Genomic DNA, 15,023 nt, shown 5'->3' with positions numbered 1-15,023 from the left:
GGGGCTCTCAGGAAAAGGCGGGGCTGCCCGGTGGCCGGAGCCGGGGCAACGGAAGGGTGCCGCGTAAAGCGGCAGGCCGGCTAGGGCATAAAAAAACCGGTTATCGCCCCCATAGCATGGAGCAATTAACCGGGTACGCACCCGGCTCCACTGCGCATTTTCCTAAGAAAAGCGAACGGGCGGAGCTTTGTTGGGGTGGTTGGCAAACGACTGCTCGGGGCCGGCATTCGGGCCGCGGGCAGGGTTGAGCGTGGGCTCGTCGGCCGGAAACAGGAGGCCGAAATACACGGCCGGAAAGTCATCGCCCAGAACCAGGTCCAGGGGCAGCAGCTTGGCTTTGACCACCGGCGCGTGCTTGGTCTGCGGATCGGCCTGCACCGTCTGCAGCTTCTTTTTGCAGAGGCCGGTTCGGGATGATTCCTGCTGGTTGCTGTAGTCCGGGGTCGATGCCAGAACCCGGACAGGCAGCGGCTGGCAATGCAGGTAAATACCCGCATAGAGCAGCAACAGCAGATGGGCTAGGAAACGAGACATAGACAATGATAGCAAGTGCAAAGGTGCACCCTTTTGACGAAAAGCACCGAAGTCAAAGGCGTGTCAGCCTGCCATGCGGTTGCAGGTCGGGACTGAATTTGTCCCAAACTTTACGTTCACTGCCACCAGCGAAAACAGCCTTGCCGGCCCCAACGGGCCAGAAGAGCCGGTGTTATGGAGCCCTGCTACTAGTTCGAGTTGCTCTTAGGGGGTCACGTTGAAAAAAGTACCCACTACGGCCGACAACGCCATAGCGAGCACTCCCCAGAAGGTCACCCGGGCCGCCGCTTTCAGCACACTGGAGCCGCCCACGTAGGCGGCCAAACCACCCAGCGCGGCCAGAAACAACAGGGAGGTAATCGAAACCGTCCAGCTCAGATACGTCGCCGGGGCCACCAGAATCACCAGTAGCGGCAGCGCCGCGCCCACGGTGAACGTAGCGGCCGATGCCAGCGCCGCCTGAATGGGGTTGGCACTCATGGTTTCGGAAATGCCCAGCTCCTCCCGCGCGTGAGTACCCAGCGCATCCCGGGCCATCAGCTGCTCGGCCACCTTCGCGGCCAGGTCCGGCTCCACCCCGCGTTGCACGTAGATGGCGGTAAGCTCCTGGTGCTCAAACAGGGCATCGGTATTTAACTCTTCCTGTTCCCGGGCCAGGTCCGCCGCTTCCGTATCGGCCTGCGAGCTGACGGAAACGTATTCGCCCGTCGCCATCGACATGGCTCCCGCCACCAGCCCAGCCACGCCGGCCACCAGCACACTTTCCCGCGTGGCACTGGCGGCGGCCACGCCCACCACCAGGCTGGCCGTGGAAATAATGCCGTCGTTGGCGCCGAGCACGGCGGCCCGTAACCAACCAATCCGATGCGTGCGGTGCTGCTCCAGGTGTCTCATAGGGAAAGATAAAATGGGGTAAAGCATTCTGTACGAAGCACCACGATTGGAAGGCATCATGACGTGCCCCGTGAGCGGATTAAACGGGTAGCAGAGTCAAGGATCGGGGCGACATGTACGATTGTGTGAAATATTTTGGAACCAAAGGGGAGAGCAAATTTGTATACATGAACAAATGATCATACATTTGCAGCACCTTATGACACCGACCACCACCTCCGCCGATCTGAACCTAACCACCGAGAAGATGGAGAAGGTGGCCTTTATCCTCAAGACCACCGCCCACCCGACCCGCATTGCCATCGTGCAGCTGCTGTCTAACCACGAGAGCCTGTCGGTGACGGACATCAGCGAGAAGCTGGGGGTAGAGCAGTCCTTGCTGTCGCACCACCTGACGGGCATGAAGCTGAAGGGTATCCTTAACTCCTCGCGCGACGGCAAGAACATCTTCTACTCGCTGAAAATGCGCGAAGTGGTCGATGTGATTCAGTGCCTGGCCGGCTGTACGTTCCTGTAAGGGGACCGGCCTTTTTTTTTGCCTAAATACATGAACAACCTTTCATAAATACATACGTTCACTCATTCCGGCATGTCTCACGTTCTCGGCTATTTCGCGGCAATATTCATCGGCCTTTCCCTCGGCATCATGGGCGGGGGCGGCTCTATCCTCACCGTGCCCGTGCTGGTGTACCTGATGGGCGTGAGCCCAGTGCTAAGTACCGCCTACTCGCTGTTCGTAGTGGGCTCTACCTCCGTAGTGGGGGCCTCCGGCTACTTCCGCAAGGGCTTGGTGTCGCTGAAGACGGCCATCGTGTTCCTCATTCCCTCGCTGCTGGCCGTGTTTGCGGTGCGCAAGCTGCTCATGCCCGCCATTCCGCACGAGCTGTTCACCCTCGGCCGCATCGTCTTTACCAAGGATCTGCTGGTGCTGGTGGCCTTCGCCGTGCTGATGGTCGTGGCCGCCACGTCCATGATCCGCAGCAAGCAGGCCGAGGAAGTGCTCGACGAAGAGCTGCACCAGAAGCACGCCTTTAACTACCCGCTGATTCTGGGCATTGGCTTGGTGGTAGGCACGCTCACGGGCTTCGTGGGCGCCGGCGGCGGCTTTCTGATTATTCCGGCCCTGGTATTGGGCGCCCGCCTGCCCATGAAGCTAGCCGTGGGCACCTCCCTGGCCATCATTGCCCTGAATTCCCTGATTGGCTTCACGGGGGATTTGAGCGCCGGCACCCCCATTGCCTGGACGTTCCTGCTCGGCTTCCTGGCCTTTGCCCTGGCGGGCATCGTGCTGGGCACCTACCTGGCCCGCTTCATTCCCGGGGCCAAGCTCAAGCCGGCCTTCGGCTGGTTCACCCTAGCCATGGGCACCTTCATTCTGCTGCGCGAGCTGGTATTCACCCACTAAGCAGCTGGCTCTTATCCCGGTAGTTCTCGTTTCCCGGTTTACCTCTCTTTTAGTTTTTCCGCTTCCACTCACCTCCCAACCACGTTTGGTCATGAAAATCGAACAGTTTGAAGACAAGGGCTTGGCCCACTTTTCCTACGCTATTCTCAGCGAGTGCGCCCGCGAAATCGTGCTCATCGACCCCGCCCGCGATCCGCAGCCCTACTATGACTACGCCAAGGCGAACGACGCGAAAATCGTCAGCGTTATCGAAACCCACCCCCACGCTGACTTTGTGAGCAGCCACCTGGAAATAGCCCAGACCACCGGAGCCACCATCCGCGTGAGCAAGCTGCTGGGAGCTGATTATATCCACGAAGCTTTCGATGAAGGCCATTCCTTCACGGTGGGCAAACTGACCTTCCGCGCCCTGAACACGCCGGGCCACTCGCCCGACTCCATCAGCATCGTAGTGAGCCGCGAGGGCAAAGACGAAGCCGTGTTTACCGGCGACACGCTGTTTATCGGCGACGTGGGCCGGCCCGACCTGCGCGAAAAAGCCGGCAACATGACGGCCAAGCGCGAGGAGCTGGCCCGGCAGATGTATCACTCCCTGCGCGACAAGCTGATGCCGCTGGCCGGCACGGTGCTGGTCTATCCCGCCCATGGCGCGGGCAGCCTCTGCGGCAAGGCCCTCAGCGGCGCTAACAGCAGCACCATCGCCGACGAGAAATTCGGCAACCCCATGCTGCGGGAAATGAGTGAAGAGGAGTTCGTGAAAGAGCTGCTCGCTGACCAGCCCTTCATCCCGAAATACTTCGGCTACGACGTGGCCCTGAACAAAGCCGGTGCGCCCGATTACAAGCCGAGCGTGCAGAAAGTGAACCGCCTGGCTGCCGGCACGGCCCTGGAAGCCGGTACCATCCTAGTTGATACCCGACCCGAAGCAGAGTTCAAGCAGGGCCACATGGACGGCGCCATTAATATCCAGCAGGGCGGCAAGTTCGAAACCTGGCTGGGTTCCATCGTGGGGCCGGAAGAGCCGTTCTACCTGGTGGCAGCCGACGAGGCGACCCTGGAAGACCTGATCCGGAAAACGGCCAAAATCGGCTATGAGGCCCTGATCAAGGGGGCATTGGTCGGCTCGCCATCTTCTGAGGCGAAGCTACCGAAGCTGGATGTGGAGCAGTTCCGCCAGCATCCCGAGCAGTACACCATTGTGGACATCCGCAACGCCACCGAGCACCGCGACGAGCCCATTTTTGCGGACGCGCTCAACATTCCGCTGCCCGAGCTGCGGGAGCGGGCCCAGGAAATCCCCACCGATAAGCCCGTGGTAGTGCACTGCGCCGGCGGCTACCGCTCGGCCGCGGGCTCCAGCATCGTGGCCGATGCCCTGCCCGGTACGGAAGTGCTCGACCTGAGCGAGGCCGTCAAGTCTTTCCAGTCCGCCTCCGCCCAGCACTAATTCCCAACGGCCGACCGGGGAGCCGCCCTGCAGGCGGGCTCTCCGGTTGCCTGACGGCCTTATCCTATGCCTTCGCTCACGTTGCTTCTTCCCCTCTTGGCCATGCTGAATTTCTTTCAAGGCGCTACGCCCGCCTATAAAAACCTCACCCCTGCTCAATTCTCCGCGGCCCTGCGCCAGCCCGGCGCGGTGCTGCTGGACGTGCGCCGCCCCGACGAGTTTGCCGGTGGCCACCTGCCCGGGGCCGTGAACATCGACGTCACCGCGCCCGACTTCGCCCAGCGCGTGGCGGCGCTGGATAAAACCAAGCCCACCTACGTGTACTGCCGCAGCGGCGCCCGCTCGGCTAACGCCGCCGGGCAGCTGACCAAAAGCGGCTTTGCGCACGTGTCGAACCTGCTGGGTGGCGTGCTGGACTGGCCCGAAAAGCTGGTTCGCTAACCCGCATCCATTTTCCCTTCTTGTTTAGCAAGAATTCCGGCCGGCCGCTGCGGCGGGCGGGCCGGATGTCTATACTCCTGACCTTCTGACTTCATGCTTGAATTACTTCGCCAGCCCTGGCCCTGGTACGTGGCCGGCCCCCTCATTGGGCTGACCGTGCCCGCGCTGCTGCTCATCGGCAACAAGGCCCTGGGCATCAGCTCCTCGCTGCGCCACGTGTGCGCCGCCTGCGTGCCCGCCGGTATTCCTTTCCTGACCTACAACTGGCGGGCCGAACTCTGGAACCTGTTTTTTGTGCTGGGCATCGGCATCGGCGGCTTTATCGGCTACCAGCTCATGGGCCACGCCGATACGATTGCCATTTCCCCGGAAACCGTGCGCGACCTGAAAGCGCAGATGCACCTGACCGACTTCTCGGGGCTATTACCCAAAGAACTGTTTGCTCTGGAGAACCTCTCGAACTGGAAAGGCTGGGTGTTCCTGGTGCTCGGCGGTTTCCTGGTCGGCTTCGGCACCCGCTACGCCGGGGGCTGCACCTCGGGCCATGCCATTTCGGGTCTGTCCAACCTGCAGTGGGTGTCGCTGGTGGCCGTCATTGGCTTCTTCGTGGGCGGTCTGCTCATGACGTGGGTGTTTTACCCAATGATGTTTTAGCCCAGTACTGCTACCCCACCCGCCATGAACACTGCTTTCCAATCCGCGGCCGCCGAGTTCTGGGACGCCCGCTACGAAAGCGAGGCGTATGCCTACGGCACCGAGCCCAACACGTACCTCCGCCAGCAACTGGATAAGCTGCCGCCTGGCCGCCTGCTGCTGCTGGCCGAGGGCGAAGGGCGCAACGCGGTGTACGCCGCCCGGCGCGGGTGGCAGGTAACGGCGGTGGACTTCAGCGACGAGGCCCGCGCCAAGGCCCAACGCCTGGCCGTATCCCAGGGCGTGCACCTGGACTACCAGGTGGACGATGTGACCAGCCTGCGCTGGCAGCAGCCCGGCGGCTACGATGCCATCGGCCTGATCTATGCCCATCTACCGCCCGTGGCCCGCTGGGCCGTGCACGCGGCGGCGGCCCAAAGCCTGGCATCCGGGGGGCACTTGATTCTGGAAGCCTTCAGTCCCCGCCAGTTGGGCTTGCCCTCCGGCGGCCCCCAATCGGCCGAACTGCTCTACGACCCCGACACCCTGGCCGCCGATTTCGCTGGGCTCACGGTACGGGAAAACCACGAGCTGGGTGTCGTTCTGCACGAGGGCAGCTTCCACTCCGGGCCGGCCAATATTGTGCGCCTGCTGGCCACGCGTTCCTAATTCCCTCTTCTTGTACCTGACATGAAAAACCTGAAATACCTGGTGCTGGGCGTACTGTTCGGCATTGTCCTCACGAAAAGCGAAGTGGTGAGCTGGTGGCGCATCCAGGAGATGTTCCGCTTCCAGTCGTTCCACATGTACGGCATTATTGGCTCAGCCATTGTAGTCGGCCTGATTTCCATTCAGCTCATCAAGCGCAACCGCCTCAAGACCATCAACGGCGAGGAAATCACCCTGGCCGATAAGAAGTACAACCACGGCACCTGGATCGGGGGCACCATTTTCGGCCTGGGCTGGGCCCTAACCGGCGCCTGCCCGGGCCCCATGTTTGCCCAGCTGGGCAGCGGCGTGGCCGGCGCGGCGGTGCTGATTCTGGCGGCCCTGGCCGGCACCTGGACCTACAGCGCCCTGCGCGAAAAGCTGCCCATGTAGGGCTGGCTACCTGACTATTGTTCTCTCCTGAATCTTCTAGCCTACGTCTGTCATGGAGCCTTCTGAGGAACCCATCGTCGCGCGCCTCTCGGGGCTGGTGCGGGTGCTGTTGCTGCTGACGGCCGCGCTGGTGCTGGTCGTGACCATTGTGCTGACCCAGCTCTACTGGCCCGCCGCTGCCGCCCCGGCAGCGGCGGTGCCGGATGAAGCCAGCCAGGGGCCGCCCCCGCCCGGCAGCTACCACCGGCCGGCCACAGCCGCCCCCGACACGGCCACGATTCCGCGCACCGCCGCCGGCCGCCAGATCCGCTACGGCCGGGACCTAATTGCCCACACCGCCCGCTACCTGGGGCCGCAGGGCTTGGTAGCTCAGCAGACCAACGGCATGAACTGCCAGAACTGCCACCTGGATGCCGGCACCAAGGGCTTTGCCAACAACTACCTGGCCGTGGCCGCCACCTACCCCAAGCTGCGGGCCCGCTCGGGCACGATGGTCACGACGCAGATGCGGGTGAATGACTGCCTGGAGCGCAGCCTCAACGGCCGCCCGCTGGCCGACAGCAGCCGGGAGATGCGCGCCATCGTGGCCTACATCAACTGGCTGGGCCACGACATTCCTAAAGGAAAAAAAGTGTATGGTACCGGGTTCACAAAGCTGGCTTACCTGCCACGCGCCGCCGACCCGGTAATAGGAAAGGCCGTGTTTGCCGCCAAGTGCCAGAGCTGCCACGGCCCCCACGGGGAAGGCAAGCAGCTGGCCGACGGGCGCGAGTACCAGTACCCGCCGCTTTGGGGCAAGCACAGCTACAACGATGGCGCGGGCCTGTACCGCGTCACCAACCTAGCCCGGTACGTGAAGGCCGCCATGCCCTTTGGCGCGGCCTTCGACCACCCCCAACTCACCGATGCGCAGGCCTGGGACGTGGCCGCCTTCGTCAACTCCCAGCCCCGGCCGCACCTGAATACGCCCCGGGACTGGCCCGATATCAGCAAAAAGCCCGTCGATCATCCCTTCGGGCCCTATACGGACTCCTTCTCGGAGCGCCAGCACAAATACGGGCCCTACCAGCCCATCGAAGATGCCCACCCGCAACTGGCCAAGGCCAAATAAGTCGTTCGCGCTGCCGCGCACCCTCCGCCTGCTGGTGGCCAGCCTGCTGCTGCCGGCGGTGGCCTGGGCGCAACACGCCGAGCCGGCCCTGACCCGGCCGGTAACGGGGCGCACGCAGCTGCCACCCTACCCGGCGCCGACGGCGCCCGATACGGTGCAGGCCCGCTCCCTGCCGGAGGCCTTTGGCCGGGGACGCTGGCACGGGCGGGTGCGTAGCTACTCGATGGCCACCCTGAACCAAGGCCACTACCCCGACTACTACGCCCAGGGACTGGGAGCCGGGGCCCGCTTTGAAACGGCCTCTTTCCACGGACTGCAGGTGGGCGTGGGCGGCTTTTTCTGGGCCAATCTGGCCTCCAATGACCTGGCGACGCCGGATTCGCTGACCGGCGCCGTGAGCCGCTACGAGGTGGGGTTGTTTGATGTGACGAACCCCGGCCGGCGCCGGCTCACCGGGCGGGCAGAGGAGCTATTTCTGCGCTACCGCTGGCGGCAGTCCACCCTCACGCTGGGCCGGCAGTTGCTCACTACCCCGCTGCTCAACCCCCAGGACGGCCGCCTGAGCCCCAACTACGCCGAAGGGCTGTGGCTGGAGCTGCGGGAGCTGCCCCGCACCACCCTCTCCGCGGGCTGGTTAACCGGCTTGGCCGTGCGCTCCACCACCGACTGGACCTCAGTAGGCGGCTCCGTGGGCCTGTACCCGGCGGGTGTAACGGAAGCCGGTCAGCGGGCCCTGTACGCGGGCAACCTGCACAGCCGGGGGCTAGGGATTGTGGGCGTCAACCGGCAGGTAGGTGCGCGTACCACAGCCCAAGTTTGGAACTACTACGCTGACAACCTGTTCAACGCCAGCTTTGCGGAGCTGACCACCGGCCGGGTCCTGGGTATGGGCCAGCTCACGTTGGGCACCCAGTACCATTACCAGCGCACGGTGGGTACCGGCGGCAACGCGAATCCGCAGCTGGCCTACAGCGCCCCCGGCCGCCGGGCCCATGCCTTGAGCACGCGCCTGGGCTACCAGCGCGGGGCCTGGAGCGTGAGCGGCAACTACACCCGCATCACCCGCACTGGGCGCTTTCTGTTTCCACGGGAGTGGGGCCGCGAGCCGTTCTACACGTTTCTGCCCCGGGAGCGAGAAGAAGGCTTCGGGGGCGTGGACGCGGCGGCCCTGCTCGGGGGCTACACCTTCGCCCAAGTGCCGGGCCTGAAAGCCGAAGCCGGCTATGGCCACTATTACCTGCCGGACGTAAAAAACACCCGCCTCAACAAGTACGGTATGCCCTCGTATCGCCAGCTGAACGCTTCCCTGACCTATGCTTTCCCGGGCTGGGCCAAGGGACTGCGCGGGCAGCTGCTCTACGTGTACAAGGGCCGCCTGGGCAACACCTACGGCGAGGCCCGCTACGAAGTCAACAAAGTAGACCTGCACCTGGTGAATCTGATTCTTAACTACGATTTTTAACCCTTTCCCCTTCGCCATGAACGCTCCTCTCCGCTTTCTTGCGGCCTCTGCCCTGCTGCTGGCCAGCCTTACCACCACCCAAGCCCAGACCCCGACCGCCGGTAAACCAGCCGCCGAATTCACAGGTGCTGTGGCGGACAAAGCGGAGTACAAAGTGGTGTACCAGCTGGACAGTGACGACCCCAAGCTCATCAAGCAGACCCTGCGCAACATGAAAAACGCGCTGGAAGACCCGCGCCTCAAGGGCAAGCTGCAGATGGAGCTGGTGGCCTACGGCGGCGGCACGGATGTATTCCGCAAAGCCCAGCCCTATGAGGCGGATCTAAAAGCCCTCCAACAGCAGGGCGTGCTGCTGGCCCAGTGCCTGAACACCATGAAGGAGCGCAAGATCAGCAAGGACGAGCTGTTTCCCTTTATCAGCTACGTACCCACCGGCAACGGCGAGCTGATCATCCGCCAGGCCCAGGGCTGGGCTATCGTGCACCCCTAAACAACTACGTTTCCTATACTTCCTCCCCCCATTAGCTACTAGCCATGACTACTCCGCGTCTGGGTCTGCGTGAAAACTGGCACCAGTTCAGCCTGCTGGTCCTGGTGAATGCCTTTGTGGGGGGCATGGTGGGGCTGGAGCGCACGATTCTGCCCCGGCTGGCGGAGCAGGAATTTCATCTAGTAGCCCGCTCGGCCATTCTCTCCTTCATCGTGGTGTTTGGGCTTACGAAAGCCGTGGCCAACTACTACGCGGGGGCTTGGGCCAATACGGTGGGGCGCCGAAACCTGTTGGTTATCGGTTGGCTCATTGGCCTGCCCGTGCCGCTGCTGCTACTCTGGGCCCCTTCCTGGGGCTGGGTGATTTTCGCCAACGTGCTGCTGGGCCTGAATCAGGGCCTGGCCTGGTCGAGCACCGTGGTGATGAAGATTGACCTAGTGGGCCCCAAGCAGCGCGGGCTGGCCATGGGCCTGAACGAGTCGGCGGGCTATCTGGCCGTGGCCGCTACGGCGTTTGCCTCGGGCTGGCTGGCCACCGAGTACGGCCTGCGGCCCTACCCGTTCTACTTGGGCATCGTGCTGGCCGTGCTGGGCCTGCTGAGCAGCCTGCTGGTGCGTGACACGCGTCACCACGTGGCGCTGGAAGCGGCGCAGGCTCCGGCCGGCAGCTCAGCTGGGCCGCCGCTTTCCTTCTGGGACGTGACCTGGCGCCACCCCAACCTGGGCTCGGTCACGCAGGCCGGCCTAGTCAACAACCTCAACGACGGGATGGTCTGGGGGTTGCTGCCGTTGCTGCTGGCTTCCAAGGGATTCACCCTTACCCAGATTGGTACCGTGGCCGCCGTGTACCCGGCCGTGTGGGGCCTGGGCCAGCTGGTGACCGGCCCGTTGGCCGACCGCCTCTGCAAGAAAGACCTGCTCTTCTGGGGTATGCTGCTGCAGGGGGCGGTGCTGTTGACCATGCTCTTCACGTCTTCCTACCCAGTGTTTGTGCTGCTGGCGGGTTTGCTGGGAGCCGGCACGGCCCTGGTATATCCCACCTTTCTGGCAGCTATTGCCGAGTATGCCCCCTTGGCCCAGCGGGCTCACAGCGTGGGCATCTTCCGCCTCTGGCGGGACGTGGGCTACGCCATCGGCGCCTTGCTTACGGGCATACTGGCCGATACGCTGGGCCTGGGGGCCGCCCTGGCTGCCATCGGAGGGCTAACAGTACTTTCCTCTCTCGTCATTCGCCGCCGCATGTACTGCCTGCCCGCGCCGGATAGCGTAGACGCCTCCACCGGCAGTTGCGCCCGGCCCGCTCCAACATTCCGCCTGGGCAGTCAGGTGCTGGTTCGCCCGCTAAGCTCCTATCTGTTCCAGCTCTTACTACGCTGCGCGTGAAAACGACCCCGGTGCCCGTCTACTGCATCGACTCCCCGGAGGGCCACGGGCACGATGCGTAGGCCCAAGAGCGCTATTCCATGTGGCTGCTCAAGCGCTACGCCTTGCCGTAGCTCTACTGGAACAAAATTCTGGCCGCCAAAGCCTAATCGTTTTACGTGAGCCAGCATAAGCGCGAGTTGGGCCTGACGCTCCAAATTACCTACCCAACCCTTCCCACCTGATGGCTACCACCCTCTCCTTCTTCCAGCTTAACGACGTGCACGGCTACCTGAATCTGCACCAGGAGCTGTTTTACGGCCCTACCGGCCCCGAGTACCGCCCTTGCGGAGGCTACGCCCGCATTGCCACCCTGCTGCAGCAGTGGCGCCAGCAATACCCGGCGAGCCTGCTCTTCGACGGGGGCGACACGTTTCACGGCACCCGGCCGGTGGTGGATACCCAGGGCGAGATTCTGGTGCCTATCCTCAACGAGTTGGGCGTGGCCGGTATGACGGCTCACTGGGATTTTGCCTATGGACCAGACCGGCTGCGCCAGTTGGTTAAGCAGCTGAATTACCCCCTGCTGGCCGCCAATGTGTATGAGAAAGCCTCGGGCGAGTTGGTGTATCCGCCGTATCAGGTCTACGAAACGGCTGGCCTGCGCGTGGGCGTCATCGGCCTGGCCTGCCCCATCGTCGACAAGACCATGCCGGCCCATTTCGGTGAGGGCCTGCGCTTCACCGATGGCACGGCGGAGCTGCCCCGCTACGTGGCCGAACTGCGCGGCACGGAGCGCGCCGACTTGGTAGTATTGCTTTCCCACTGCGGCTTCCCGCAGGACGTGGCCCTGCTGCAGGCGCACCCCGGCGTGGACGTGTGCCTGAGCAGCCACACCCACAACCGCCTCTACGAACCCTACCGCGCGGGCGACTGTCTGGTTATTCAGTCCGGGGCCCACGGCTCCTTTGTCGGCCGCCTCACGCTCACCGTGGAAAACGGCCGCGTCACCGCCCACGACCATGAGTTGCGGGAAGTCAGCGCGGACCTGACGCCCGATCCGGCTCTGCAGGCGCGCATCGACGCGGCCCTGCTGCCCTATGCCAGCCTGCGCGAGGTCGTGGGCGTCACCGCCACCGGGCTGCACCGGGGCACGTCGGTGGAATGCCCGGCCGACGATTTTCTGCTCGCTAGCATCCGGGCGCTGGTGCCCGCCGACCTGTACTTCTCCAACGGCTGGCGCTACGGGGCGCCCATCCCCCCCGGCCCGGTGCAGCTCAACGACCTCTACGACCTGGTGCCGATGGACCCGGAGATTGAAACGGTCGAGCTCACCGGCGCGGAGCTGCGCCAGATGCTGGAGAAGAACCTGGAAGGCACCTACAGCCAGAACCCGCTGCACCAGATGGGCGGCTACGTGAAGCGGGCCCTGGGCCTGAAAGCGTACTTCAAAGCCGAGAATCCCAAAGGCAGCCGCTTGCAAACCGTGTTTATCAAAGACCAGCCCTTGGACCCGGGACGAACCTATACGGCCGCGTATATCACCGCGCAAGGCGTACCGCCTCAATTTGGCCGCAACCGCCGCAAAACCGGGCAGCACGTGGTGGCCGTTATGCGGGCCTATCTAACCCAGCACCGGCCCATGGTCGTTCATCCGCACGCGACGTTCGTAGTGGTATAATGCCCGGGGTAGCCCGGGCTTTCGATATACTGCTTCCGCATGCCTGCATTTCCTTCATTACCGCCCAACTATGACCAGCAGGGCCTGGCCGCGGCCCGCACCCGCATGGCCAATGAGCGTACGTTTCTCACCTACGTGCGCACCAGTCTGGCTATGCTGGGCTTCGGTCTGGCCCTGATTCAGCTTCATCCGGTGCGCGCCGGGTCGTTGGGCTACTGGGCGGTTGGTGCTGCCGGCGTTGTGCTGCTCACCGGGTGGCTACGCTTCCGGATGCGGCAGCGGGAAATTGAAGAGTGTCGGATAGCAGTCAATGCTTCTGCAACTAGCCTGCCTCGTTAGCTAGTGAACTTCTCGACGCCCGGCACCTGGCAACCCCTACCACCGGGGGCTGGTCCGGGGACGGTTTTCCGGAACTGGGGGCTTGGGCGCATGTAGCAGCTGCGCCGCTTGGCGCAACTGCAGTACGGCGGGGCTGGCTTTCAGCGTGTCCAGCGTATCCACCACCGCCAGAACCCTTGCGACATTCTCTTGGTTGATACCCGTCAGCGCCGGCCGGGTCAGCAGCTGCTTGCTGACTTCCTGCAGCCGGGCGGCCTCCAAGCCGGCGGCGCACACGCGCAGCTCGCGGACTACCTGCCGCGCCGCCTCGATGAAGTCCTGACGGGCCTGATCACGGGCGGGGGAGTCACTGGGCCGCAATGGCGGGCCAGCTTGGCGCTCCTGCTCCCGGGCGGCGGCCAGCTGCCGGCGCTCCACCGCGTCCTGCCCGGATTCTACCACCGTGACCCGGGGATTCTGCCGGAGCGCATCCACTGCGTCGCTGATGGCCGGCAACTGGGGTGATTGAACGGGGTAGCGCAGGGTCAGTTCCGTTAGTATTTCGCGGGCTACACCGGGCGGCTGCCGGGTGGCGTGGTCGATGTGCAGGCCGATGCGCTCCAGATTTTCGCGCAGGGTGGGCAGCAGCGCCGTTTCGTCCCGGCTTTCGCGCAACTCTACCACTAGCAGCCGCTCCCCTTGGGTCCGGGCCTCGGCCTGGGCTTGGTGCAGCTGGGCAATCTTCCCGCTGCCACTTATTTCCGGATTGTCCCAGTGCTGCTGGCCGAAGCCGTATTGGTCCTCGTCCACGTCACCCAGCTCGCGCCGCACCACCTGCTGCAGCTGGTCCTGCTTTAGATCCTGGTTCCAGTCCTTGCCCTGGCTTTTCACGAGTTCCACCCGGTGCTCGAAGGCCAGCGTCTGGCTGGCCGCCTGATTGAAGGCGTGCAGCGCCCCCGGGCTCATGGGCAGGTGAAACTGGTAGGTGTGGGCGCCCAGCTTCTGAGAGTGTATTAGCTCATCGCGCAGGGTCGGGCTCGTGGCCGGCGTACCGGGGGCTCCATTAGCCTGACTGAACTGCTGACTCGTCTGCTCGTTGTAAGCCTGCAGCCGCCGGCTCAATGCCTGCACGCCGGCCGGCTGGGGCGCCACGATTTCGACGGTCAGTTGGTGCTCATGCTCGCGCACCACTTTCATCGGATTCTGGTCGCTGGCCAGGCCTGCCAAGAGCCGCGTGTCGAAATGGTGCCCCTGGGTGTCATTGTCAAAGGCAGCCCGGATGGCCGGAATCTGCTCCTCGCGCAGCAGCCGTTTCAACTCGAAAATCTTATTCTGGGTGAGCGTGCCGGCGGTGGAAGCGTAGAGGGCGCTTTCCTGGGGGTGCAGCTGCGCATAGGAAAGCGTATCGAGGGCTGACTCGCTGACTACGAGCACCGCCGCCGGCCGGCCCTCGGGCAGCCGGCTCAGCCACAAGGAGCGGGAAAACTGGCTTTCCGGCGCCTGCCCCTTGAAGCCTGCGCCTTTCAGTTCCAGTCCCACTACCCGCCCCTCGTGGTAGGCCGGGAAGGCCGTGTTGACGTAGGTTTTGGGCGGCAGCCCGGCCCGCTGCACGGTGTGCCGGTGGTTGAGTATGCGCCCGACGAACTGCGGGTGCCGCAGCGTAGCTAGGCTGATGCCCCGCCCTTCGAGGTAGGTGGTGTCTTCCAGCGGCCGGCAGTCCTTAGTGAAGATGCTGTGGAACTTCTCGCCGGGCGCGGTTTCGGCAATAGGTGGCAAATCGAGCCGGGGCCGCTGCGGCTCGGGCAGGCTCAGGTAGGCGCGGAAGTGGTCGTTGACTGCCTGCCACAGAGTACGACCCGGCAGCTGGGCAATGCCAGCAATTCGTCCCGAGCTTACCCGGTTCTTCATCCAGTCGATGACGCTGCCCTTGTCGCGGTCATCCTGGGCGTTGAAATACATCCAGTCACCGCCCCGGCCCTTAAACACGACCAGGGTATCGTCGCCCTCGAATACATGCCACTTGCCTCGGCCCAACTGCTCGCCTTTTTTCAGGGTGTAGCCGAAATGGCTCAGCAGCTCGGGCAACTCCACCCGCTCCTTGATTTTTTGAAAAGTCAGCTCGTGTTCCATGGCTTGGGGATGGGT

At 63.8% G+C, this 15,023-nt stretch carries 16 protein-coding genes; 13 read left to right on the top strand and 3 right to left on the bottom strand.

Translation table 11 applies throughout. The features are described from left to right. Positions 1-162: 162 nt before the first annotated feature. Positions 163-534: a hypothetical protein gene (locus EI290_RS18305; protein ID WP_125433113.1), complete on the bottom strand. Its 372-nt coding sequence runs from the start codon at positions 532-534 to the stop codon at positions 163-165. A 204-nt stretch (positions 535-738) separates the two neighbouring features. Next, positions 739-1,428, bottom strand: a complete 690-nt coding sequence (locus tag EI290_RS18300) for a VIT1/CCC1 transporter family protein (protein ID WP_125433112.1) — start codon at positions 1,426-1,428, stop codon at positions 739-741. 199 nt (positions 1,429-1,627) lie between these two features. Between EI290_RS18300 and EI290_RS18295 the strand changes: the two genes are divergently transcribed. The 13 genes from EI290_RS18295 to EI290_RS18235 all read left to right on the top strand — a co-directional run bounded on the left by EI290_RS18295 (position 1,628) and on the right by EI290_RS18235 (position 12,899). Then, on the top strand, positions 1,628-1,945 hold the full coding sequence (locus tag EI290_RS18295; RefSeq protein ID WP_246008995.1) for an ArsR/SmtB family transcription factor: 318 nt from the start codon (positions 1,628-1,630) through the stop codon (positions 1,943-1,945). A gap of 72 nt (positions 1,946-2,017) precedes the next feature. Continuing rightward, positions 2,018-2,833, top strand: coding sequence for a sulfite exporter TauE/SafE family protein (locus tag EI290_RS18290; RefSeq protein ID WP_125433111.1), 816 nt, complete (start codon positions 2,018-2,020; stop codon positions 2,831-2,833). Between the two features lie 91 nt (positions 2,834-2,924). Next, positions 2,925-4,280, top strand: coding sequence for an MBL fold metallo-hydrolase (locus EI290_RS18285; RefSeq protein WP_125433110.1), 1,356 nt, complete (start codon positions 2,925-2,927; stop codon positions 4,278-4,280). A 102-nt stretch (positions 4,281-4,382) separates the two neighbouring features. Continuing rightward, a complete protein-coding gene (locus EI290_RS18280) occupies positions 4,383-4,721 on the top strand; it encodes a rhodanese-like domain-containing protein (protein ID WP_210116312.1) in 339 nt (112 codons plus the stop codon). A 93-nt stretch (positions 4,722-4,814) separates the two neighbouring features. After that, positions 4,815-5,375 carry a YeeE/YedE family protein gene (locus tag EI290_RS18275; RefSeq protein WP_073285590.1) on the top strand — a complete coding sequence of 187 codons (561 nt, stop codon included), beginning with the start codon at positions 4,815-4,817 and terminating at the stop codon, positions 5,373-5,375. A gap of 24 nt (positions 5,376-5,399) precedes the next feature. Next, positions 5,400-6,023 carry a class I SAM-dependent methyltransferase gene (locus tag EI290_RS18270; RefSeq protein ID WP_125433108.1) on the top strand — a complete coding sequence of 208 codons (624 nt, stop codon included), beginning with the start codon at positions 5,400-5,402 and terminating at the stop codon, positions 6,021-6,023. A gap of 21 nt (positions 6,024-6,044) precedes the next feature. Next, positions 6,045-6,455 (top strand): DUF6691 family protein, encoded by a 411-nt coding sequence (locus tag EI290_RS18265; RefSeq protein WP_125433107.1) that lies wholly within the window; start codon positions 6,045-6,047, stop codon positions 6,453-6,455. A 52-nt stretch (positions 6,456-6,507) separates the two neighbouring features. Beyond that, a complete protein-coding gene (locus EI290_RS18260; protein ID WP_125433106.1) occupies positions 6,508-7,566 on the top strand; it encodes a c-type cytochrome in 1,059 nt (352 codons plus the stop codon). Then, positions 7,535-9,028: an OprD family outer membrane porin gene (locus EI290_RS18255; protein ID WP_125433105.1), complete on the top strand. Its 1,494-nt coding sequence runs from the start codon at positions 7,535-7,537 to the stop codon at positions 9,026-9,028. The genes EI290_RS18260 and EI290_RS18255 overlap by 32 nt, the downstream gene beginning before the upstream one ends. A 16-nt stretch (positions 9,029-9,044) precedes the next feature. Then, positions 9,045-9,518 (top strand): DsrE family protein, encoded by a 474-nt coding sequence (locus tag EI290_RS18250; protein WP_125433104.1) that lies wholly within the window; start codon positions 9,045-9,047, stop codon positions 9,516-9,518. A gap of 44 nt (positions 9,519-9,562) precedes the next feature. Continuing rightward, positions 9,563-10,900: an MFS transporter gene (locus EI290_RS18245; protein ID WP_125433103.1), complete on the top strand. Its 1,338-nt coding sequence runs from the start codon at positions 9,563-9,565 to the stop codon at positions 10,898-10,900. Between the two features lie 223 nt (positions 10,901-11,123). Continuing rightward, positions 11,124-12,560 carry a bifunctional metallophosphatase/5'-nucleotidase gene (locus EI290_RS18240; RefSeq protein WP_246008994.1) on the top strand — a complete coding sequence of 479 codons (1,437 nt, stop codon included), beginning with the start codon at positions 11,124-11,126 and terminating at the stop codon, positions 12,558-12,560. 39 nt (positions 12,561-12,599) lie between these two features. Then, positions 12,600-12,899 (top strand): YidH family protein, encoded by a 300-nt coding sequence (locus tag EI290_RS18235; RefSeq protein ID WP_125433102.1) that lies wholly within the window; start codon positions 12,600-12,602, stop codon positions 12,897-12,899. Between the two features lie 36 nt (positions 12,900-12,935). Here the strand turns inward: EI290_RS18235 and EI290_RS18230 are convergent, their stop codons facing one another. Continuing rightward, positions 12,936-15,008: a toprim domain-containing protein gene (locus tag EI290_RS18230; protein WP_125433101.1), complete on the bottom strand. Its 2,073-nt coding sequence runs from the start codon at positions 15,006-15,008 to the stop codon at positions 12,936-12,938. Positions 15,009-15,023 lie beyond the last annotated feature (15 nt).

Origin of the sequence: Hymenobacter metallilatus (assembly GCF_003944705.1) — a bacterium.
Taxonomy (GTDB): domain Bacteria; phylum Bacteroidota; class Bacteroidia; order Cytophagales; family Hymenobacteraceae; genus Hymenobacter; species Hymenobacter metallilatus.
Note: the sequence above shows the minus strand (reverse complement) of the source record. Positions and strands in the feature narration are given on the sequence as shown.